Origin of the sequence: Massilia sp. ZL223 (genome assembly GCF_018119395.1) — a bacterium.
Classification (GTDB): Bacteria; Pseudomonadota; Gammaproteobacteria; order Burkholderiales; family Burkholderiaceae_D; genus Telluria.
Genome location: NZ_JAGPWD010000026.1, coordinates 56,350 through 78,866, shown reverse-complemented (window position 1 = coordinate 78,866; position 22,517 = coordinate 56,350). Strand labels below are relative to the sequence as shown.

Here is a 22,517-nt window from a genome sequence, read left to right as displayed (position 1 = left end):
GGGCACGACGATCAGGTCGAGGTGGTGCCGGTGAGTGCGTTGACGACGTCCTGGAACGTGTCCTTGATCTCCGAGCCAAGCGTCTTGGCGACCGTGGCCATCGCGACCCCGATGAGCGCGGCGATCAGGCCATATTCGATGGCAGTCACACCGTTTTCATCGGCAACGAAGGTTTTGATGGCGGAGAACATCGTGTTCATGACAAACTCCTTATGGTGGTTGAGGGAACTGGCTGCGTCGGGGCCCCGTCGCTACTGCTTTGTTGCGTTTGCCAGTGAGTTCACTGTAGCGAATCATTCCATGCGGCAACTTGACTACAGTCAACTTTTCCTAGTGGAAACGGAAGATTCTGACGAGGAATAAACTGTCGGAAGGCGGGCACAGGACGGCGCAAGAGCGATGCCGGAAAATGAATAAATATTGATAAGAATAATTGCCCGTAATACAAAAAAGGATTATCCTGTTTCGCTTCGCCGCTCAAAAAAGCGGCACCATCGGTACCACGCCCCGTGCCTTTGACTGACGACGCTCCCGTGAACGACACCTTGCTGCGACACATGGTCGACATGACCGGCCACCGCGATCACACGATGCTGGACATCTCGGTGATCTCGGCGGTGCAGGAGCTGGGGCATGCCGTGCAGACGCGGGTGCTGAGCATCGTGACGGTGTGCGGCCAGAAGTTCGTGCGTTCGCGCGCCTGCATCCGCATGGGCGGCGTGGCCTGCCCGGAAGAACCCCGGGACGGCGCCAGCCCTGGCGAGCCGATCGCCAGCTATCCCGCCCTCGCGCACTGCCTCGAGAATCACGATTCGCGCGCCGAAGCAAGCGGCGGCGACGGCCTGCACCACCTGTGGCTGCCGGTCTGGTTCGGCGACAAGGCCGACACCTGCCTCGAGATCGCGCACCAGGGCCCGTTCACGCCGGAAGCCATCCACGTCATCAGCGGCATCGTCAGCGTCTACCGCAACTTCCAGACCCTGCTCGACTACAGCGAGCGCGATTCGCTCACCGGCCTGCTCAACCGCAAGACCTTCGACGACCAGCTGGCGCGCATGCTGCACGCCTCGGACAGCGAGCCGCTGGTGCCGGGCCAGCCGGAGCGGCGCCATCACGGCGGCGAGGAAAGGCAATGGCTGGCGGTGGTCGACGTCGACCATTTCAAGGGCGTGAACGACCGCTTCGGCCACCTGTACGGCGACGAGGTGCTGATCCTGATCGCCAACCTGCTGCAGTCTTCGTTCCGCGCCCAGGACCGCGTATTCCGCTTCGGCGGCGAGGAATTCGTGGTGCTGCTGCGCTCCACCACCCTCGAGAACGCGCGCAAGATCATCGACCGCTTCCGCACCAACGTCGAGAGCCACGATTTTCCGCAGGTGGGACGGGTGACGGTCAGCGTCGGCTTCACCAGCGTCAGCGCCAGCGATTCGCCGGTGGTCACGCTCGGCCACGCCGACCAGGCGCTCTACTACGCCAAGGCCAACGGCCGCAACCGCGCCTGCTACTACGAAGAGCTGGTCGCGCACGGCCTGCTGCAGACCGTGGCGACCAACGATACCGCCGAATTCTTCTAGCGCTTCTCCAGAGCAAACACGATCGCGTCCTCCAGGCGGTCGTCGCCCCAGAACATCTCCTCGCCCACGAAGAAGGTCGGCGCCCCGAACACGCCGCGCCGGCGCGCCGCCTCGGTCTGCTCGCGCAGCGCCAGCTTGTTGGCCTCGCTCAGGGCCGCGGCCAGCACCGCCTGCGGATCGTCCACCAGGCCGGCCAGCGCTTCCCGCACCCCTTCTTCCGACGCGATCTCCAGGTCGCGCACCCAGTTGCGCAGCATGATGCGGCGGCAGAACTCCCCGATCCACGGTGCGTCACGCCAGGCCAGCACCACCCGCAGCGGCAGCACGTTCTGGCGCGGGAATTCGCTCGGGCGCCTGAATGCCAGCCCATACTTCGCGGCGCGCCGCGCCACGTCGCGCCAGGCGTATTCGCCCTTCTCCTTCTGCTGTACGAAGGGCGCCGCCTCGAAGCCCAGTTCGCGGAAGATGGGACCGAGCAGGAAGGGCTTCCACGCCAGCCGCAGGCCGGCGCGCCGCACCAGCTCTTCGATGCGCATCACGGTGAGATAGCTGTAGTTGCTGCCGAATTCGAACCAGAACTCGACGACCGGCGGTGCTGAAGCATTCATCCCTGCTCCTCCTGTGTTGGTGGACTTGCCCAAAACGGAACCTGCGCACACACTGCCACAATCGCGATTCGACAACAAGTCAGGAGGCATAAATGAGACCAGTGCTGATCGTCACCGGCGCCGGTCGCGGCATCGGCGCCGCGGTGGCGCGCAAGGCGGCGGCGCGCGGCTACGCGGTCGCCGTCAACTACCAGCGCGACGCGCAGTCCGCCGAAGCGCTGGTGCGCGAGATCGCCGCGGCCGGCGGCGAGGCGTTGGCGATCCAAGCCGACATCGGGCAGGCGGAGGAAGTGGAGCGGCTGTTCGCGCGCGCGACAGGCGAACTGGGGGCGCCGGCAGCCCTGGTCAACAACGCCGGCATCACCGGCCGCATCGGCCCCTTCATGGACGCCGATCCGGCTTCGATCGAGACGGTGTTCCGCACCAACGTGCACGGGACCATGCACTGCAGCCGCGCCGCCGTGCGCTCCTTCCGCGCAAGCGGCACGCGCGGCGTGATCGTGAACCTGTCCTCGGTGGCGGCCAGCACCGGCAGCCCGGGCGAATATGTCCACTACGCCGCCAGCAAGGCCGCGGTCGAAGCGTTTACGCTGGGACTGGCGCGCGAGCTGGCGCCGGAAGGGATCCGGGTGTGCGCGGTGGCGCCGGGATCGACCCTGACGGATATCCACGCGGCCGCCGGCGAACCTGGGCGGCCCGCGCGCGTGGCGCCGAAGATCCCGATGCAGCGCCTGGCGACGCCGGAGGAGATCGCCGAACCGGTGCTGTGGCTGCTGTCGCCGGCCGCGTCCTACGTCACCGGGACGACCCTGCGCTGCGGCGGCGGGCTATAAGCGGCTCAGGCGACCTGCATGAAGCGCAACGGTTCGACGTTCCACTTCTCGGGCGACTCGTGGCGCACGATCTTGTCGCCGCCGCCGAAGCCCAGCGCCTTGGACAGGTCGACGGTTTCCGGCTTGATGTAGATTTGCTTCTTGGTGTTGAAGAAGACGTTGACCTTGGGCGTCAGCAGGCTGCTCTCGTGCGGCTCGACGACCACGCCCAGGCGGCCCGACTCCAGCAGCACCAGGGTGCCCACCGGGTAGATGCCGACGCAGCGCATGAATTCCTGGGCCAGGGTCGGGCTGAAGTGGAACTTGCTCCACTCGTAGATCTTGCGCAGCGCTTCGGCCGCCGACATGCCCTTGTGGTAGCAGCGGTCCGAGGTGATCGCGTCGTAGACGTCGACGATGGCCGCCATCTGGGCCAGCTCGCTGATCCGTCCTTCGGCCAGCTGTTCCGGGTAGCCGCTGCCGTCGCGGCGCTCGTGGTGGTGCAGGGTGATGTCGAGCGGGATGGCGCCGATCTCGGGCGACTTGCGCAGGAGGTCGTAGCCGTCGCGCGGATGGCGCTTGATGACCGCGAATTCCTCGTCGGTCAGGCGTCCCTGCTTGTTCAGGATGTGGTCGGGCACCAGGGCCTTGCCGGTATCATGCAGCAGTCCGCCCAGGCCGGCCTGGTAAATCGTGTCCTCGTCCATGCCGCGCGAACGGCAGAAGGCCACCAGCAGCGCGCACACGCTGACCGAGTGCAAGAAGGTGTAGTCGTCCTTGTTCTTGATGCGCAGCAGGCCGAGCAAGGCGCCGGAATTGCGCAGGATGGATTCGGTCACGCTCTGGACCACCGGACCGACCTTGTCGAGTTCGACCGCCTTGCCCAGGCGCGCGTCCTGCATCACGGTGCGCACCAGGCCGGCGGCCTGCTTGCGGATGTTGGCGGCGCGCGCCAGTTCCTCGCCCAGCGAGACGCGGGTGACCACGACCGGCTTGGTGGCGATGGCCGTCACTTCGGCCTCGGTGGCGGCATCGGCCTCGGCCAGGGTCGGGGCGTCGTCGATGTCCAGGCCGCGCGAACAATCGATGACCACACCGCGGATCTTGGCGTTGCGGATCTTGTAAATTTCCTCTTCCGTGGTCAACAGGAAGCGATTGCGCACGAAAGGATGCTCCATCCAGCCGCAATCCAGGTCATGGATGAACATCCCGACCTTTAATTGTGAGGCATCCACCTTCTTCAACATCTTGATATCCTGCTATGTTAATCTCGCCGCCACGGCGGCCCCGGTGCAGTATAGCAACATTGTAGAGCGGAATTACACATTGTTGCCCGTAACACACATATTTTTCATATAAGAATCATGGAACTTCGACAGCTGCGCTATTTCGTCGCCATCGTGGACCACGGCTCGCTTTCGCGCGCGGCCCTGGTGCTGCACGTCGCGCAGCCGGCCCTGACCCAGCAGCTGCGCCAGCTGGAAGAAGAACTGGGCGCCCAGCTGCTGCACCGCTCGGCCCACGGCGTGGTCAGCACCGATGCCGGCAAGGTGTTCTACGAGCACGCGCAGGCGATCCTGAAGCAGGTGGCGGATGCGCGCGCGGCCGTGGTGCAGTCGCTCGACCGGCCCTCGGGCAGCGTCTCGCTCGGCCTGCCGCACAGTATCTCGGGCGCCCTGGCCCTGCCCCTGCTGACGGCGGTGCGCGAGCGCTATCCCGAGATCACCCTGCAGCTGACCGAGGAAATCTCGGGCAACCTCACCGAGCAGCTCAAGTCCGGCCGCCTGAACCTGGCGGTGCTGTTCGACGACGCGCCCACCGTGCAGTTCACGGCCACGCCCCTGGTCGAGGAAGACCTGGTCTTCATCTGCAAGGCAGGTTCCGGCTTTTCCCCTGCGAAGGCCAGTTTGAGCCTGGGCCAGGCCCTGGCCAGCACCCTGATCCTGCCGGCGCGCCAGCATGGCGTGCGGCCGCTGGTCGAGCAGGTGGCGCAAGGCGCCGGCCTGGCGCTGCGCAACGTCCTGGAGATCAACTCGATCGCCATCCTGCGCTCGGCCATCCTGGCCGACCTGGGCGCCACCCTGCTGCCGCGCGCGCCCTTCCAGGACGACCTGGCGCGCGGCGCCATGGCCGCCTGGCCCGTGCAGGACCCTGCCGTCACGCGCCGCGTGATCCTCTGCAGCTCGCGCAACATTCCGCTGACCAATGCGGCGGCGGCCATCGGACGCCTGGTGCGCGAAGTGACCGAGGACCTGTGTGCGCGCGGCGCCTGGCCGGGAGCCCGCCTGGCCTCCTGAATATCGGTCATCATTTTTTCTTATACCCCCATCCGGAATCCCTATTGGATTGTGGACGGGTAAATCCCTACACTCCACGCGGTCAAGAAGCGCCCACCACGCGCTTCCCCCACCGCTGCCCGCCTACCCGGCGCCGCAAGAGGATAAAAGCCGAATACCCTTTGGAGACTGCAATGCCCGATACCGTCATCCACGGCGCCGAACAGGCCCCCGTGTCCCCGGACTTCTCGTCCCGCCTCACCACCGTCACCCTGGACGACAAGTACACCGCGAAATCGGGCGCCATCTTCCTGTCCGGTATCCAGGCCCTGGTGCGCCTGCCGATGATGCAGCGCGAGCGCGACCTGGCCGCGGGCCTGAACACCGCCGGCTTCATCTCGGGCTACCGCGGCTCCCCGCTGGGCGGCCTGGACGAGACCCTGTGGAAGACGAAAAAACACCTGGAAGCCAACGACATCCAGTTCGTCCCGGGCGTGAACGAAGACCTGGCCGCCACCGCCGTCTGGGGCACCCAGACCGTGGACCTGATCGGCCCCGCCAAGGTCGACGGCGTGTTCGCCATGTGGTACGGCAAGGGCCCGGGCGTGGACCGCTGCGGCGACGTCTTCAAGCACATGAACCACGCCGGCACCGCCAAGCATGGCGGCGTGCTGCTGGTGGCCGGCGACGACCACGGCGCCTATTCCTCGACCCTGCCGCACCAGTCCGACCACATCTTCTCGGCCTGCATGATCCCGGTGCTCTACCCCTGCAACGTGCAGGAATACCTGGACCTGGGCGTGCACGGCTGGGCCATGTCGCGCTACTCGGGCTGCGCGGTCGCCTTCAAGGCCCTGGCCGATACGGTCGAATCGAGCGCCTCGGTCGATGCCGACCCGTTCCGCGTCGAGGTGAAATATCCGAAGGACTTCGCGATGCCGGAAGGCGGCCTGAATACCAAGCTGTCCTCGGTCCCGCTGGGCCAGCAGGCGCGCGCCCAGGAAGCGTTGATGCAGGACTATAAGATCTATGCGGCCCTGGCCTACGCCCGTGAAAACAAGCTGAATCGCACCACCATCGACAGCGCCAACGCCAGGCTGGGCATCATCGCGTCCGGTAAATCCTACCTGGACGTGCTGGAAGCGCTGGAAGAACTGGGCATCGACGAAGCCATGGCCGCCAAGGTCGGCCTGCGCCTGTACAAGGTCGCCATGATCTGGCCGCTGGAACCGGAAGGCGTGCGCGAATTCGCGCAAGGCCTGGAAGAGATCCTGGTGGTCGAAGAGAAGCGCCAGGTCGTCGAATACCAGCTCAAGGAACAGCTGTATAACTGGCGCGACGACGTGCGTCCCCACATCGTCGGCAAGTTCGACGACAAGGGAGAGTGGGTCGCGCCGCGCGGCGACTGGCTGCTGCCCCCTAAAGCAGACTTCTCGGTGGCCCAGGTCGCGCGCGTGATCGCCGGCCGCATCGCCCGCCTGGACCTGGACAGCGCCACGCGCGACCTGATCAAGGCGCGCCTGGCCTTCCTGGACGCCAAGGACGCCGTGCTGCAGAAGGCCATCACCACGCCCTTCCGCCCGGCCTTCTACTGCTCCGGCTGCCCGCACAACACCTCGACCAAGGTGCCCGACGGCTCCTTCGCGCTGGCCGGCATCGGCTGCCACGTGATGGCGACCTCGATCTACCCTGAAATGAACAAGCTGACCACCCACATGGGCGGCGAAGGCACGCCGTGGATCGGCCAGGCCGCGTTCTCGCAAGTGCCGCACGTGTTCCAGAACCTGGGCGACGGCACCTACTTCCACTCGGGCTACCTGGCGATCCGCGCGGCGGTGGCGGCCAAGGTCAACATCACCTACAAGATCCTGTACAACGACGCGGTCGCGATGACCGGCGGCCAGCCGGTCGACGGCCAGACCTCGGTGCCGATGATCGCCCAGCAGATGGCGGCCGAAGGCGTCAAGCGCATCGCCCTGGTCACCGAAGACCTGTCGCGCTATGCGGACCGCAGCAACCTGCCGGCCCTGGTCACCCTGCACGACCGCAAGCACATGGACGACATCCAGCGCGAGCTGCGCGAGCTGCCGGGCGTGACCGTCATCATCTACGACCAGACCTGCGCCGCCGAGAAGCGCCGCCGCCGCAAGAAGGGCGAGTTCCCCGACCCGGCCCAGCGCATGGTGATCAACGAAGCCGTGTGCGAAGGCTGCGGCGACTGCGGGATCCAGTCGAACTGCGTCTCGATCCTGCCGAAGGAAACGGAATTCGGCCGCAAGCGCCAGATCGACCAGTCCTCGTGCAACAAGGACTTCTCCTGCGCCAAGGGCTTCTGCCCGAGCTTCGTGACCGTCGAAGGCGGCACGCTCAAGAAGAGCAAGGCCGGTGTGTCGAAGAACGGCGCCGACGACGGCTGGGGCGAACTGCCTGCCCCGGTCCTGCCGGGCGTCGAGCATCCGTACAACATCCTGATCAACGGCATCGGCGGCACCGGCGTGATCACCGTCGGCGCCCTGATGGGCATGGCCGCCCACCTCGAGGGCAAGGGCGCCTCGGTGCTGGACATGACCGGCATGAGCCAGAAGAACGGCTCGGTCACCTCGCACGTGAAGATCGCCGCCACCCCGCAGCGCCTGCGCGCCCAGCGCATCGCCACCGGCGAAGCGGACCTGATCCTCGGCTGCGACATCCTGACCACCGGCGCGGCCGATGCGGTCTCGAAGATGCGCCCGGGCCGCACCCTGGCCATCGTCAACCTGCACGAGCAGCCGACCGGCACCTTCGCGCAGCAGCGCGACTGGGAATTCCCGTCGGGCGACGTGCGCGCGCTGATCCTGGAAGCCGTGGGCGGCGAGTCGGGCGTCGATTTCGTCGATGCGACCAGGCTGGCTACCGCGCTGATGGGCGACTCGATCGCGACGAACCTGTTCCTGATGGGTTACGCCTGGCAGAAGGGCCGCATCCCGCTGAGCGAAGCCGCCCTGCTGCGCGCGATCGAGCTGAATGGCGTGGCCGTGGCCTCGAACAAGATGAGTTTCCTGTGGGGCCGCCGCGCCGCCGTGGACTTCAAGCGCGTCGAAAAGCAGGCGACGCCAAGCCAGACCGTCGTGATCCAGATGCCGCAAAGCCTGGACAGCGTGATCAAGAAGCGCGTCGAACACCTGACCGGCTATCAGGACGCGGCCTATGCGGCCGTGTATGAAGACCTGGTCAAGCGCGTGCGCGAGGCCGAATCCGCGAAAGGCCTGGGCAACAAGCTGTCGATGGCCGTGGCGAAGAACTACGCCAAGCTGATGGCCTACAAGGACGAATACGAAGTGGCGCGCCTGTACACCGACGGCCGTTTCGTCGAGCAGCTCAAGACCCAGTTCGAAGGCGACTTCTCGCTGAGCTTCAACCTGGCCCCGCCGCTGCTGGCCAGGAAGGACGCCAAGGGCCACATGGTCAAGGCCAAGTATGGTTCGTGGATGTTCGGCGCGTTCAAGATGCTGGCCAAGCTCAAGGGCCTGCGCGGCGGCGCCTTCGACGTGTTCGGCTACACGGCCGAGCGCAAGATGGAGCGTGCGCTCATTGGCGAATACCGCGAGATGGTGGAAGGCCTGCTGGGCAAGCTGGATGCGTCGAACTACGCCGATGCCGTCGAGCTGGCGGCGCTGCCCGACCAGATCCGCGGTTTCGGCCACGTGAAGGAAAAGGCCGTGGCCGAGTACCGTGCGCGCAAGGCGGAGCTGCTGTCCGGCAACGTCAAGCGCCGCGCCGCATAAGTCACCGCCAACTTCAAACAACGTCGTCCCGGCGCAGGCCGGGACCCAAGTTCCCCGCCGCGAGCCGCAACAGCGTGAGTAGTACGCGACAAACTTGGGTTCCGGCCTTCGCCGGAACGACGGGCGGGGGCTGCGTACCCGGCTTGACGTTAACGTTAACGTCATATACCGTACCAGAATCCCGTCCTCATCCGATTCCAAGGACTCACTCCATGAACGACATCACCTCCGCCGCCAAGCTCGACCTGCCGGAACAGCCGAAACTCGCCAACAAGGTGCGCTTCGTCACCGCCGCCTCCCTGTTCGACGGCCACGACGCCTCGATCAACATCATGCGCCGCATCCTGCAGTCGAACGGCGCCGAGGTCATCCACCTCGGCCACAACCGCTCGGTCGACGAAGTCGTGACCGCCGCGCTGGCCGAAGACGTGCAAGGCATCGCCATCTCGAGCTACCAGGGCGGCCACGTCGAATACTTCAAGTACATGATCGACCTGCTGAAGCAACGCGGCGGCGCACACATCAAGGTGTTCGGCGGCGGCGGCGGCGTGATCGTGCCGCAGGAAATCGAAGAACTGCACGCCTATGGCGTCACCCGCATCTTCAGCCCGGAAGACGGCCAGCGCATGGGCCTGGTCGGCATGATCCGCTCGATGCTGGAAGCCTGCGACATCGACCTGTCCCCGTATGCCCCGACCTCGATCGACGCCCTGCAGCAGGGCGAAATCGGCGCGCGCCACCGTCCGCTGGCCCAGCTGATCACCGCGCTGGAAAACGGCAAGGCCGACGCCGGCCTGCGCGACCAGATCGTGAATGCCGCCGAATCGGTGAAAACCCCGGTCCTCGGCATCACCGGCACTGGCGGCGCGGGCAAGTCCTCGCTGACCGATGAACTGATCCGCCGCATCCGCCTCGACCAGGGCGACCGCCTGAACATCGCGGTGATCTCGATCGACCCGTCGCGCCGCAAGTCGGGCGGCGCCCTGCTGGGCGACCGCATCCGCATGAATGCGATCAATCCTTGGAATGGCCAGGCGCGCGTCTTCATGCGCTCGCTCGCCACCCGCGAAGCCGGCTCGGAAATCTCGCAGGCCCTGCCTGACGTGATCGCCGCCTGCAAGGTCGCGGGCTTTGATCTCGTCATCGTCGAGACCTCGGGCATCGGCCAGGGCGACGCCGCCATCGTCCCGCACGTCGACACCTCGATGTACGTGATGACCCCGGAATTCGGCGCCGCCTCGCAGCTGGAGAAGATCGACATGCTCGACTTCGCAGACTTCATCGCCATTAACAAGTTCGACCGCAAGGGCGCCCAGGATGCGCTGCGCGACGTCGCCAAGCAGTACCAGCGCAACCGAGAACTGTGGAGCAAGTCGCCGGACGAGATGCCGGTGTTCGGCACCCAGGCCTCGCGCTTCAACGACGACGGCGTCACCGCCCTCTACCACGGCCTGCTGCCGAAGCTGGCCGAGCTGGGCCTGAAGGTCGAAGCGGGCAAGCTGAACGCCCCGTCGCAGAAGTATTCGAGCGGCAAGAACGTGATTGTCCCGCCGGCCCGCGCGCGCTACCTGGCCGAGATCGCCGACACCGTGCGCGGCTACCACCGCAACACCACTAAGCAGGTCAAGCTGGCGCGCGAGCGCCAGCAGCTGACGGAAACCAAGCGCATGCTGGCCGCGGCCAACCGTGACGTGGTTCTCGACGACCTGATCACGGAACGCGACAACGCCATGGAAGGCGGCGCCAAGAAGCTGCTGGCCATGTGGCCGGACATGCAGGCCGCCTACGCCGGTGAAGACTACGTCGTGAAGATCCGCGACAAGGAAATCCGCACCCGCCTGGTCCAGAAGACCCTGTCGGGCAACCCGATCCGCAAGGTGGCGCTTCCGAAATTCGAAGACCACGGCGAGATCCTGCGCTTCCTGATGCTGGAAAACGTGCCGGGCTCCTTCCCCTACACGGCCGGCGTGTTCGCCTTCAAGCGCGAGGGCGAAGACCCGACCCGCATGTTCGCGGGCGAAGGCGACGCCTTCCGCACCAACAAGCGCTTCAAGCTGGTGTCGACCGGCATGGATGCGAAGCGCCTGTCGACCGCCTTCGACTCGGTGACCCTGTACGGCGCCGACCCGGCCCTGCGTCCGGACATCTACGGCAAGGTCGGCAACTCGGGCGTGTCGATCGCGACCCTGGACGACATGAAGGTGCTGTACGACGGTTTTGATTTGTGCAGCCCGTCGACCTCGGTCTCGATGACCATCAACGGCCCGGCTCCGACCATCCTGGCGATGTTCATGAACACCGCCATCGACCAGCAGATCGACAAGTTCGTGGCGGACAACCATCGCCAGCCGACCGACGACGAAGCGCAGAAGATCAAGGACTGGGTCCTGATGAACGTGCGCGGCACCGTGCAGGCCGACATCCTGAAGGAAGACCAGGGCCAGAACACCTGCATCTTCTCGACCGAGTTCTCGCTCAAGGTCATGGGCGACATCCAGGAATACTTCGTGCACCACCAGGTGCGCAACTTCTACTCGGTGTCGATCTCGGGCTACCACATCGCCGAGGCGGGCGCGAACCCGATCTCGCAGCTGGCCTTCACGCTCTCGAACGGCTTCACCTTCGTGGAAGCCTACCTGGCGCGCGGCATGCACATCGACGATTTCGCCCCGAACCTGTCCTTCTTCTTCTCGAACGGCATGGATCCGGAGTACACGGTGCTGGGCCGCGTGGCGCGCCGCATCTGGGCGGTGGCGATGCGCGACAAGTACGGCGCCAACGAGCGTTCGCAGAAGCTCAAGTACCACATCCAGACCTCAGGCCGCTCGCTGCACGCGCAGGAGATCGACTTCAACGACATCCGCACCACCCTGCAGGCGCTGATCGCGATCTACGACAATTGCAACTCGCTGCACACCAACGCCTACGACGAAGCGATCACCACGCCGACCGACGAATCCGTCCGCCGCGCATTGGCGATCCAGCTGATCATCAACCGCGAATGGGGCCTGGCGAAGAACGAGAACCCGAACCAGGGCTCGTTCATCATCGACGAGCTGACCGACCTGGTCGAAGAGCAGGTGCTGCAGGAGTTCGAGCGCATCGCCGAGCGCGGCGGCGTGCTGGGCGCGATGGAGACCGGCTACCAGCGCGGCAAGATCCAGGAAGAGTCGATGCTGTACGAGCACAAGAAGCACGACGGCTCGCTGCCGATCATCGGCGTGAACACCTTCCGCAACCCGAACGGCGCGGGCGCACCGACGACGATCGAGCTGGCGCGTTCGACCGACGACGAGAAGCAGTCGCAGCTGACCCGCCTGGAAGCCTTCCACGCGCGCAACGCCGACAAGGCGCCAGCGGCCCTGGCCGCGCTGCAGCAGGCGGCGATCGACAACGAGAACGTGTTCGCCAGGCTGATGGACGCGGTGCGGGTGTGCTCGCTGGGGCAGATCACCACGGCGCTGTTCGAGGTGGGTGGGCAGTATCGCCGCAATATGTAACCCGGTGCTTAACGGAAAAGGGCGCGGTACCCGCGCCCTTTTTTATTCCTCCACTGCTTTGAGAAACCTGGGTTCTACGCAAACGCTACCGCATACACCGGCGGCAAATTCCCCGCCACCGCGTGCCAGCTGTCCCCGCCGTTATCCGACACCCACACATTCCCGGTCGTCGACCCCATGATCAGGGTGCGCCCATCCTCGTGCACCGCCAGCCCGTGGCGGTACACCAGGTCATAGCAATGCTCCTGCGGCAGCCCCGCCCTGAGCACGTCGAAGGTCTTGCCCCCATCCCGGGTACGCGTCACCGCCAGCGACGCCCCCAGGGGAATGCGGCGCTCATCCTTCTCCGCCGGCACGAACCAGGCCGTCTGCCCGTCGCGCGGATGCGCCGCCACCGCGAAGCCGAAATGCGACAGCGGCATGTTCCTGATCTCCTGCCAGCTGCGCCCCGCATCGCCCGAACGCCAGACCCCGTTATGGTGCTGGCACCACAGCACGTCCGGCTCGCCCGCGCAGCGCACGATGCGGTGCGGGTCCTGGGCTTCCTCATTGTCCTGCATGTCCGGCGGCATGTAGTCGGCGCGCATGCCCCTGGCGCTGAGCGCCCAGCTGGCGCCGCCGTCCTCTGTGCGCCAGGCGCCGGCGCAGGAAATCCCCACCAGCAGGCTGCGGCTGTCGCGCGGGTCGACGCTGATGCTGTGGATGCCGGGATCGTCGTAGCCGCCGCCGAACCACTGCGGCCGGCCCGGCATGTCCCACAGCGGGCGCACCAGCTCCCAGCTGTCGCCGCGGTCGCCGGAGCGGAACAGGCCGCCCGGCAGGGTCCCCGCCCACAGCACGCCCGGCTGGTCGGCGCCGCCGGCTTCCAGCGACCAGATCAGCTTGTTGGTCCATTCGACCTTCTCTTCCAGGCCCTCCGGCTTGGGCGGATAGGCCGGCGCCGGCAGTTCGGTCCAGATCTCGCCCTGCTTGCGGTGCAGCTTGACGCCGAAGTGGCCCAGGTTCAGGGCCGCGTACAGCGTCCCGTCGCGCCGGTCCGGCAGCACCATCGACACCGGGTCGCCCAGGAAGTGCACCGGGCCGAATTCCCAGCGCGAGCCGGTGAACGACAATTCGAACAGTCCCTTGCGGGTCGCCACATAAGCCTGCATGCTCATCCTCCGGATAGTGCCTGCAGCACGTAGACCTTGCTGTCAGGCTGAAGCGGGTCGTCGAGGCGCCGCGTGTCGGCGCAGCGCCGGCCATCGATGAAGATCACGACGTTGGGACGCAGGCAGCCCTGGTCGTCCAGCACGTAGCCGCGCAAGCGCGGGTTGAGGGCGAACGCGCTGTCCAGGCCTTCGCGCAGCCGCCCTGCGGAGGTGGCGACCTCGGGGACGCTGGTGAAGCGCGCCAGTTGCTGTGTAAAGAAGAGCTGCGCCATGATCCTTCCATCGACATCGGGTTTGCCGCCCTTTGCGAATGGCGTGGGCATTGCATGGCTGGCAAACCTACAATGTAGCCGTGAACCATTCGCGGAGCAACGCATGCCGATCAAACCGGAGCAACTCGCCGCCCTGATGCAGGAAGTCGAACAGGAAGACCCGATCGACTTTGCCGACCTGCCCTTCCCCGAAGACGAACTGCGCGCCCTGGTCGCCACCCATTTGTGCGAGATGGCCGCCTCGATGGAAAAATTCAGCACCGAAGACCGCCTGATGACCCTGCTGGCCGTCTCGGCCAAGCTGGTACTGGAAAACCTGGTCCTGCATGTCCAGCTCCTGCGGCGCCATGGGCTGCCGGTGAGCGACAATGTCGAGGCCCTGCTGAGCCGCCTCAGGAGGGGCGAGGAACCGGGTGCGCAATCCGGCGAAGAGTGAGCGCCAGTTGGTACAAAAGCATGCTTGCTTAACTGTCATGGCAAGTCCGCAACACTCCTTGCCATTGATTCCCTTCTAAGCAAGCTGTTCGGGTATTATTGTCGATGTGGAAACTCTTCCCCCCGGCTGTCCCGGGCCATCTTCGCCGTGATACTACTTAAAAGGAAAGATTCAATGTCGCGTCACGTCCATAAGCTCACTCTTACCGCAGCCCTCGTTTCCGGCGCCCTCGTGCTGGGCGGCCTGGCCGGCTGCAACCGCACCGAATCGACCGCGACCCTGCTGGCCGAAGCGAAGGCGTACCAGGAAAAGGGAGACCGCAAGGCAGCAATGATCCAGCTGAAGAATGCGGTGGCCCAGAGTCCGGAAGACGGCGAGGCGCGTTTCCAGCTGGGCTCCCTGCACCTGGACAGCGGCGACGCCGTGTCGGCCGAGAAGGAATTGCGCAAGGCCGCCAGCCTGGGCATTGCGGCCGACCGCACCCTGCCGCTGCTGGCGCGCGCGCTGCAGGCCCAGGGCCAGTCCGACAAGGTACTGGAAACCCTGACGGCCGACAAGGCCAAGGGCTCGCCCATCCTGCTGGCCCTGCGCGGCGACGCCCTGCTGGAGCAGCGCAAGCCCGAGGAAGCCAAGCAGGCCTACGACGCGGCCCTGCAGCTCGACCCCGCCACCGGCGAAGCCCTGGTCGGCCTGGCGCGCCACGCCCTGTTCAGCCAGGATGCGGCTGCCGCCGAGCGCTATGCCGTCGAGGCCGTGACCAAGGACCCCAAGAATCCGGAAGCCTGGCTGTTCCAGGGCAGCATCCTGCGCGCCCTCAACAAGCCGGACGAGGCGATGAAGGCCTATGACCAGGTCATCGCCCTGCGCCCGCACGACCGCGTGGCCTATGTCGAAAAGGCCTATATCGAGATCAACCAGGGCAAGTTCGACGCCGCCAAGGCCTCGATCGAAGCCGCGCGCAAGCATGCCCCGGGCAACTTGCTGGCCAACTATGCCCAGGCCCTGCTCGACTACACCCAGGGCAAGCATGCCCAGGCCCAGGAATCGCTGCAAAAAGTGCTCAAGAGCGCTCCCGAACACCTGCCCAGCATCCTGCTGGCCGGCGCGGTGGAGCTGAACCTGGGGGCCCACCAGCAGGCCGAGCTCTACCTGCGTAAATACCTGAACGCCAATCCGGACAACGTCTACGCGCGCAAGCTGCTGGCCCAGACCCTGCTGAAGAGCTCGCAGCCCAAGGATGCGGCCGAGGCGCTGGCCCCGGCGCTCAAGAACGCCACCGACGACCCGCAGCTGCTGGCCCTGGCCGGCCAGTCCTACATGCAGGTGCGCGACTTCGCCAAGGCGACCTCCTATTTCGAGAAGGCCAGCGAACTGGCGCCGAAAGTGGCGGCGCTGCGCACTTCGCTGGGCCTGTCGCGCCTGGGCCAGGGCGACCAGGCCAAGGGCCTGAACGACCTGCAGGCGGGCGCCACGCTCGACCCGAAATCGGCTGACGGCGGCATCGCGCTGGTGCAGGCCCAGCTGGGCATGAAACAGTACGACAAGGCCCTGGCCACCGCCCAGCAGCTGGCCAAGCAGCAGCCATCCAACGTCCAGGTGCATTACCTGCTCGGCCTGGTGCACCTGGCCAAGCAGGACGCGCCATCCGCGCGCGCCGCCTTCGAGCAATCGGTCAAGCTGCAGCCGGCCTTCTATCCGGGCGCCACCGCCCTGGCCGAACTCGACATGCGCGAGCGCAAGATCGATGCGGCCAAGTCCCGCTTCAACGGCGTGCTCAAGGCCGAGCCGAAGAACATCGGCGCCATGGTCGCCCTGGCGAACATCGCCATGTACGAGAAGAAGCCGGCCGAAGCGACCAAGTGGCTCGAGCAGGCCAGCAACGAGAATCCGGGCGCGGTCGCGCCGCTGCTCAAGCTGGGCGCGCACTACCTGGCCCAGAAGGAGAACCAGAAGGCCCTCAACCTGGCGCGCAAGGCCAGCACCGAGAACCCGACCCAGCCCGACCTGCTCGACCTGCTGGGCCAGGCCCAGCTGGCCAATAACGACGCCGCCGGCGCGCTGGAAACCTACAGCAAGCTGACCAGCGTGCTGCCGAAGTCGGCAGTGGCCCAGTACCGCCTGGCCAATGCCCACGTGGCCCTGAAGAACGAAAGCGCCGCGGCCGACGACATCAAGCGCGCCCTGGCCCTGCAGCCGGACTATGTGCCGGCCCACCTGGCCCAGGTCGAGCTGGCGATGCGCGCCAAGAAGCCGGAACTGGCGCTCGACAGCGCGCGCGCCCTGCAGAAACAGCCGGACAACGCCGCCATCGGCTACGTGCTGGAAGGCGACCTGCTGGCGCGCGACGGCAAGCAGGCCCAGTCCCTGGCCCTGTACGAAAAGGCCTTCGAGCTGCAGCCGAGCACCAAGGTGCTGCTGACCATCCACCGCGCCATGACCGCCGCCGGCAAGGAAGCCCAGGCCGACGCCCGCCTGGCCGAATGGAGCAAGAAGCGTCCGCAGGACATGCTGGCGGCCACCTACATGGCCGAGCGCAGCCTGGCCAAGGGCCAGCTCAAGCAGGCCGCCGCGCAGTTCGAGGCGATCGTGAAGAGCTCGCCGAACAACGGCGTGGCCCTGAACAACCTGGCCTGGACCTACCAGCAGCTGAAGGATCCGAAGGCGCTCGAGACCGCCGAGCTGGCCTACCGCGCGAGCGGCGACCACCCGGCGGTGATGGACACGCTGGGCGCGATCCTCACCGAACGGGGCGACCTCAAGCGCGCCGTACCCCTGCTGCAGAAGGGGGTGAGCCTGGCGCCCAGCAGCGGCGACCTGCGCCTGCACCTGGCCCAGGCCCTGATCAAGTCGGGCGACAAGGCCGGCGCGAAGAAGGAACTGGAAGTGCTGGCGACCAAGGGCAAGGGACCCGGGGCCGAGCAGGCGAAGGAACTTCTCAAGCAGCTGTAAGTCAAACAAAAACGCCACCGCAAGGTGGCGTTTCAGCATCATTAGTTATAATTTTGCAATTTCTTTCTGGCACGCCCGTGCCGGCGGTGCTAGGATACAAGAACCACTATGTCGTCCATCCGGGCCACTCCTGCGGAGAGAGAATATGACCACGCTAAATTCAACGGAATTGAAAGATTTAATCTCTGAACCGGGGAGCGCACGTTACAGCTCAGCTACCGAAGGGTCTCCGGCCTCATGTGATAGGATCACCGACGTGGCCATCAACGAAAAATCTTTCGGGATTCGGGTTGCCGATACGGATCAGGGCCGAAGCAAGGCCAGTTTACTGATCAATAAAATGTATGCCTGGCGCGGTTACGCCGGCACGCATCGTCTTGACGACGACCCCAACCGAATCACCCTCTCCGCATCCGACCACGGCGAAGTGGTGGGCACGGTGACGCTCGGCATCGATTCCGGCGTGGGCCTGCTGGCCGACGAGATCTTCAAGGACGAGATCGACCAGTTCCGCGCACGGGGCGGCAAGGTGTGCGAGATCACCAAGCTGGCCTTCGATCCCAAGGTGCGCTCCAAGATGGCGCTGGCCTCGCTATTCCACATCCTGTTCATCTACGGCCGCCGCATCCACAACTGCACCGACGTCTTCATCGAGGTCAATCCGCGCCACCGCCGCTTCTACGAGACCATGCTGGGCTTTACCCGCCTGGGCGAGATGCGCACCAATCCGCGCGTCGACGCGCCGGCCTGGCTGCTGTGGAGCAGCCTGGACCAGGTACAGGAGCAGATCGAGCGTTTCGGCGGCACCAGCAACCACCCGGGCAACGAGCGTTCGCTGTTCCCGTATTTCTTCTCGCAGAAGGAAGAAGAAGGCATTACCCGGCGTTTGATGTCGCTGGGCTAACCACCTCTTATGCCTGGGAGGCGGCCTGCGCAAGCAGGCCGTTTTCGTTTGGGCCGCCCTCGAAACGCTCCAGGATCGGCAGCACCAGGCGGCGCATGAACAGCCCCACCCCGCCCCAGAGCGTAATGAACCACAGCGGCACGCCACCCGGCGGCGGGTCCGGATAGAACCAGTTACCGCTCAGGACGCCTGAATATTCGATCAGGGCGCCCAGCAGGATCATGTAGCCGGTGTAGGCCAGGTCTTCGCGTTCGTGGAACAGCATCAGGCCGATGGCCAGCAGGACACCGGTCACGGCCAGCAGGGTATTGCCGTCATGAATGGTCGAGAAAGCGGCCGAATAGGCCAGCGCCAGGGCCCAGACGGCCGGACGGCGGTCGTGCGCGGCCTTGCCGCCCAGGACGCGGCGTGTATGCAGCAGGTAGAAGCCCCACATGAACAATTCCCACACCGGCATGCGCAGCACGTCGGGTTCGGTGAAGGCGAAGATACCCTGGGCCAGCGAGGCCGCATTCATACCGGTGAAGAATACGCACACGACCACGAAGAACACGGCTTCCACCTTGGTGAGGCGGCCGAAAGTCAATGCCCACAGGACCAGCAGGGCCGCCAGCTTGCCGAGGTTGGTCGGCACGAAGGCGAGTATGGCCATTACTAGTGGCACTTGCAACAAGAGACGGAGTGGAATGCGCATGACGGACAGTAGACTATGTTTCCGTCAATATTGTCAATAAAGTCAATTAGACAGACGAAAAAAAGGCCTCCGAAGAGGCCTTTTCCGAGGGAAGGAAGACGCTTAGTCTTTCTTCTGGCGGCGGCGCAGGGCGACGCCCATGCCGACCATTGCCAGGCCCATCAGCGACAGGGCGCCCGGTTCCGGCACTTCGGAATATGCCTGGCCCGGATCGTCGATGCGAGCACCGAGGATGTTGTTGGCGCCATTGCCCCAGTTCGGGTTGTAGTTGTAGCTGTTCTTGAAGCGCAGGTCGCGCAGGCCTTGCCAGCTCGAGAACCAATCCGAATCCAGCTGGTCAGCCCACAGGCCGCCGGCCGACATATCGACCGATGCGTAGGAGTCGGCGGTGCCCGAGAAGCCATTGCTGCTCGGAATTTGGTCGCCAACGATGGTGTTGTTCGGGTCGATGGTGTCCATGCCGGTGTCGAAGAACAGGCGAGCCAGGAAGGTGCCTTCGGTGAAGCCGGTAGCGCAGTCAAAGCCGCAACGCACGCCCGGGTTGATGGTGTCCAGGGTGGTCTTGGTCATGCTGTTCAGGTCACGCCAGTACAGGTCCATGTAGCCCTTGGTAGCCGGGAACGGATTGTTCGCGTTCGGGGTGCCTTGCTCGACGCCGTAGAACATGCCGGTCACCTGACCGCCGCCCAGGCCATTGACGAAGAAGATATCGCCGGTCGGATCGATCTGGTCGTTCGGGGTGTTGACCGAGCCGCGTTCCATGGTCGAGATGGTGAACACGCCCCAGTTGATTTCGTTGGAACCCGCCCAGGTCGTGGCGCCGTTGATGGCGATTTGTTCCTGACCCGAGAATTTCAGGTAGATCGGGCCCGGCGGCAGTTGAGTAGCCGGTGCAGCATATGCGCCAAAGCTCATGGCAGCGCCGAATGCGAGAGCGAGAATCTTTTTCATGCTTTCTCCAAGAGATAAAGAAGTTCGTTTGATTGATAACGACACCGACATCCTCTCTTTAGCAAACCCTGTGCCAGCGTTTAAAGATCCTCGCTAAGTGGTTGAAATTGCATGTTATTTGACAATGTTCACAATTTCGCATGGCCGTGCTGGCTCTGCCATTGTAAAAATTCCCGACAAATTAATTGACAAAAATAAATAATTGATATCAATTAACGATACCTGCCCGGCGCCAACAAATCATAGGGATCGAGCTCGCGGCGCAGCCGCTCGTGCAGGCGCTGCGAGTCCTGCGTCAGGGCTGCCAGCTCGGGCATGGCGGAGATCGCCACCCGGTAGGGGAAGAAGCCCTGCTCGCGGCCGCGCAGGATCAGCTCGCGGTAGCAGGCCTGGGCGGCTTCCGCGGCGACTGGAGAATTGCGGTCGAACAACAAAGGCACAGTACTGTCGAATAATTTGTCACTCAGCGAAGTGAAGGTCAGCAGCGGCTCCATACCATGCTTGCGGGTGATGGCGCCGACCATCTCGACATAGGCGCGCGCGCGCTGGGGGCGCATCGGCACCAGCGGCGCATACCAGATCAGGCCGCAGCCGTCGCGGGCCGGGTTGCGCGGCTGCCCGCCGTCGCCGCTGCCGTTTGGATTGCGCCAATAGGCCAGCGGCAAGGCCGTCTCGTTGGGCCGCCCGCCCGCCAGCTCCAGCGAGCGCGCCAGGGTAGCGGCGGTGCTGGCCAGGCGCTGGCCGGCCGCGCCCGGTAGCCAGCCCGCCAGCTGGCGCAGGGTATTGGCATTGTCCTGGCTCAGGAACAGCATGCGGCTGGCCACGCCCTTGAGGGCGGCGCGGATCTCCTTCTGGGCCGCGGCCACCATGCGCCGGGTGCCGTACAGGGTGCCGAAGCCGGTCCAGGGAAAGATCTGGTATTGCCTTCCCAGCTCCTCTACCAGCGCGGGCGGCATCAGGCCGTCCGGGCCCAGGCGGTCGGCCGGATACGGCGCCGACATCGCCAGCACCCGGTGCCGGTTCATCAGGTTCAGCCCGGCCACGGTGCCGGGCAGCTTGCCGAGGATGGCGCGGATGCGTTCGATCGCCGGCTCCAGCAGGGCGTCGTCCTTCAGGCTGAACAGGCAGACCTTGACCACCTCGGGCCGGCGCGCCAGGACGATGCTCATGCGCGTGACCACGCCCAACCCGCTCTGGGTGAACAGGCCGGCCGAATAGGCGCCGATGCCCCACTTGAACAGGCGCGCCAGCTCCTCGCCGCCGGCTTCGCGCATCGCGGTGCGGTAGCGGCTGCCGTCGGCCAGCACCGCTTCCAGGTCGGTCACGGCGGCGAAGTGGTCGGTATAGGGGGTGACGCCGTAGCCGCGCTCGAGCGCATTGCCCAGCAGGCTGCACTCGGGGCCGGCGCCGGTGGTCGGCACCATGAAGGGGTAGCCATGGCTGTCGAGGTAGGCGGCCAGCTCCCCCTGGGTCACGCCCGGCTCCAGGGTCACCACGCCCATCTCCTCATCGAAGTGCAGGATGCGGTTCATGCCGGACAAGTCGAGGATCACGCAGGCGCCGTTGACCGCCAGCGCGCTGCCGTAGCCCCAGTTGCGCCCGGTGCTGACCGGGTAGACCGGCACCCGGTGGCGCTGGGCGATGCGCATCACTTCGGGCAGCTTTGCGCCGTCCACGATGCGCAGCGCCGCTGGAACGCTGCGTTCGATGCCGGTGGTGTCGCGCCCGTAGGCGGCGGTGGCGGCGGCCCCGGATAGGACGTGTTCGTGGCCGAGCAAGGCCCGCCACTCGGCGACGGCCGCCTCGAGCGCGGTGTGGGTTGTTTCCATGCCTCTTCAGGCGGATTGTCCGCCCGCCTGCAATTGATGATTGAGTTGATCGATGAGTTCGGTGGCCGCGCTGACGATCTGGCCGGAAGCGAAGCCGGCCTTGGTCATTTCGCGGAAGAAGGCGCGCGCCAATATACGCGCCACGTCCTCCGGGTTCTGGTAGGCGGTGCGCACCTGCTCCCCCACCTTGAGCTGGGCTTCCTGCAGCAGGGCCAGCTGGGCGAAGCGCGAGTCGAGCACGCGCTGCAGCTGGGCCACCTGGATCGACTTGCCGATCAGGGTGGCCACGATGTCGAGCAGTGGCAGGTCGAGCGGGTCGAAGCTTGCCCCGGACACGTTGACCACGCCAATGATTTTTTCGCCGATGCGCACCGGCGCCGACATCAGGGCGCGGCCGGCCGCGTCGGGACGGCGCGCCAGCAGCGCGAACTGCGAGCGGCCGATGTCTTCCACCAGCAGCGCCTCGCCGCTGGCCAGCACGTGGCCGCAGATGCCCTCGCCGGTGCCGATCGAGGCATGCAGGGCCGCGTCCGGCAAGTCGCCGTGGCGCGCATACATGCTCATCCGCATTTCCTCGCCGCTGCCGCTGTTGATCAGCATGATCGAGCAGTGGTCGGCGCCGACCAGCAGCGCGGCCTGCTCGGCCTGGCGCTGCAGGCTTTCCTCCAGGCTTCCGCCGGCCAGGAACTGGCGCAGGTCTTGCAGGCGTACCAGCTTGTCCGCTGTTTCCATGTGTCCTGTCCGCGAGATAGGTTGGATGAATCGCAAGGGCCGCAGGGGCAATCTGTTAATAGTAT

At 65.5% G+C, this 22,517-nt stretch carries 17 protein-coding genes; 8 read left to right on the top strand and 9 right to left on the bottom strand.

All coding sequences use genetic code 11. The features are described from left to right. Positions 1 to 11 precede the first annotated feature (11 nt). A complete protein-coding gene (locus tag KBW95_RS16405; protein ID WP_229429802.1) occupies positions 12 to 200 on the bottom strand; it encodes a Flp family type IVb pilin in 189 nt (62 codons plus the stop codon). Between the two features lie 357 nt (positions 201 to 557). Here KBW95_RS16405 and KBW95_RS16400 point away from each other — a divergent pair, with 357 nt between their 5' ends. Continuing rightward, the gene (locus KBW95_RS16400) at positions 558 to 1,574 is read left to right on the top strand and encodes a GGDEF domain-containing protein (RefSeq protein ID WP_211525142.1); all 1,017 of its coding nucleotides are present in this window, start codon (positions 558 to 560) and stop codon (positions 1,572 to 1,574) included. On the opposite strand, the gene KBW95_RS16395 is transcribed toward KBW95_RS16400, so the two are convergent. Continuing rightward, positions 1,571 to 2,182 carry a 2-hydroxychromene-2-carboxylate isomerase gene (locus tag KBW95_RS16395; RefSeq protein ID WP_211525093.1) on the bottom strand — a complete coding sequence of 204 codons (612 nt, stop codon included), beginning with the start codon at positions 2,180 to 2,182 and terminating at the stop codon, positions 1,571 to 1,573. The genes KBW95_RS16400 and KBW95_RS16395 overlap by 4 nt on opposite strands. Before the next feature lie 92 nt (positions 2,183 to 2,274). On the opposite strand from KBW95_RS16395, the gene KBW95_RS16390 reads away from it, so the two are divergent. After that, positions 2,275 to 3,015: an SDR family oxidoreductase gene (locus KBW95_RS16390; RefSeq protein ID WP_211525092.1), complete on the top strand. Its 741-nt coding sequence runs from the start codon at positions 2,275 to 2,277 to the stop codon at positions 3,013 to 3,015. 5 nt (positions 3,016 to 3,020) lie between these two features. Here the strand turns inward: KBW95_RS16390 and KBW95_RS16385 are convergent, their stop codons facing one another. Continuing rightward, a complete protein-coding gene (locus KBW95_RS16385) occupies positions 3,021 to 4,241 on the bottom strand; it encodes an HD-GYP domain-containing protein (protein ID WP_211525091.1) in 1,221 nt (406 codons plus the stop codon). A gap of 117 nt (positions 4,242 to 4,358) precedes the next feature. Here KBW95_RS16385 and KBW95_RS16380 point away from each other — a divergent pair, with 117 nt between their 5' ends. The 3 genes from KBW95_RS16380 to icmF all read left to right on the top strand — a co-directional run bounded on the left by KBW95_RS16380 (position 4,359) and on the right by icmF (position 12,534). Continuing rightward, positions 4,359 to 5,291 carry a LysR substrate-binding domain-containing protein gene (locus tag KBW95_RS16380; RefSeq protein ID WP_211528774.1) on the top strand — a complete coding sequence of 311 codons (933 nt, stop codon included), beginning with the start codon at positions 4,359 to 4,361 and terminating at the stop codon, positions 5,289 to 5,291. Positions 5,292 to 5,464: 173 nt separating this feature from the next. After that, entirely contained in the window at positions 5,465 to 9,034 is a 3,570-nt protein-coding gene (locus KBW95_RS16375; protein ID WP_211528773.1) for an indolepyruvate ferredoxin oxidoreductase family protein, read from the top strand. A 212-nt stretch (positions 9,035 to 9,246) separates the two neighbouring features. Next, positions 9,247 to 12,534, top strand: a complete 3,288-nt coding sequence (icmF, locus tag KBW95_RS16370) for a fused isobutyryl-CoA mutase/GTPase IcmF (protein WP_211528772.1) — start codon at positions 9,247 to 9,249, stop codon at positions 12,532 to 12,534. Positions 12,535 to 12,608: 74 nt separating this feature from the next. Here the strand turns inward: icmF and KBW95_RS16365 are convergent, their stop codons facing one another. Together KBW95_RS16365 and KBW95_RS16360 are read right to left on the bottom strand one after the other, a co-directional pair. After that, positions 12,609 to 13,691: a glycoside hydrolase gene (locus KBW95_RS16365; protein ID WP_211525087.1), complete on the bottom strand. Its 1,083-nt coding sequence runs from the start codon at positions 13,689 to 13,691 to the stop codon at positions 12,609 to 12,611. Continuing rightward, a complete protein-coding gene (locus tag KBW95_RS16360; protein WP_211525086.1) occupies positions 13,688 to 13,957 on the bottom strand; it encodes a MoaD/ThiS family protein in 270 nt (89 codons plus the stop codon). The genes KBW95_RS16365 and KBW95_RS16360 overlap by 4 nt, the downstream gene beginning before the upstream one ends. A 103-nt stretch (positions 13,958 to 14,060) precedes the next feature. On the opposite strand from KBW95_RS16360, the gene KBW95_RS16355 reads away from it, so the two are divergent. The 3 genes from KBW95_RS16355 (at position 14,061) to KBW95_RS16345 (ending at position 18,246) form a co-directional block, all read left to right on the top strand. Next, positions 14,061 to 14,393 (top strand): hypothetical protein, encoded by a 333-nt coding sequence (locus tag KBW95_RS16355; RefSeq protein WP_211525085.1) that lies wholly within the window; start codon positions 14,061 to 14,063, stop codon positions 14,391 to 14,393. A gap of 174 nt (positions 14,394 to 14,567) precedes the next feature. Continuing rightward, positions 14,568 to 17,342, top strand: coding sequence for an XrtA/PEP-CTERM system TPR-repeat protein PrsT (gene prsT, locus KBW95_RS16350; RefSeq protein WP_211525084.1), 2,775 nt, complete (start codon positions 14,568 to 14,570; stop codon positions 17,340 to 17,342). A 256-nt stretch (positions 17,343 to 17,598) separates the two neighbouring features. Beyond that, positions 17,599 to 18,246 (top strand): GNAT family N-acetyltransferase, encoded by a 648-nt coding sequence (locus KBW95_RS16345; protein ID WP_373888813.1) that lies wholly within the window; start codon positions 17,599 to 17,601, stop codon positions 18,244 to 18,246. Positions 18,247 to 18,253: 7 nt separating this feature from the next. On the opposite strand, the gene KBW95_RS16340 is transcribed toward KBW95_RS16345, so the two are convergent. The 4 genes from KBW95_RS16340 to KBW95_RS16325 form a co-directional block, all read right to left on the bottom strand. Next, entirely contained in the window at positions 18,254 to 18,898 is a 645-nt protein-coding gene (locus KBW95_RS16340) for a hypothetical protein (protein WP_211528771.1), read from the bottom strand. 144 nt (positions 18,899 to 19,042) lie between these two features. Next, positions 19,043 to 19,891, bottom strand: a complete 849-nt coding sequence (locus KBW95_RS16335; RefSeq protein WP_229429801.1) for a PEP-CTERM sorting domain-containing protein — start codon at positions 19,889 to 19,891, stop codon at positions 19,043 to 19,045. 212 nt (positions 19,892 to 20,103) lie between these two features. After that, the gene (locus KBW95_RS16330) at positions 20,104 to 21,720 is read right to left on the bottom strand and encodes an FAD-binding oxidoreductase (protein ID WP_211528770.1); all 1,617 of its coding nucleotides are present in this window, start codon (positions 21,718 to 21,720) and stop codon (positions 20,104 to 20,106) included. Positions 21,721 to 21,726: 6 nt separating this feature from the next. Next, positions 21,727 to 22,452 carry a GAF domain-containing protein gene (locus tag KBW95_RS16325; RefSeq protein ID WP_211525080.1) on the bottom strand — a complete coding sequence of 242 codons (726 nt, stop codon included), beginning with the start codon at positions 22,450 to 22,452 and terminating at the stop codon, positions 21,727 to 21,729. Positions 22,453 to 22,517 lie beyond the last annotated feature (65 nt).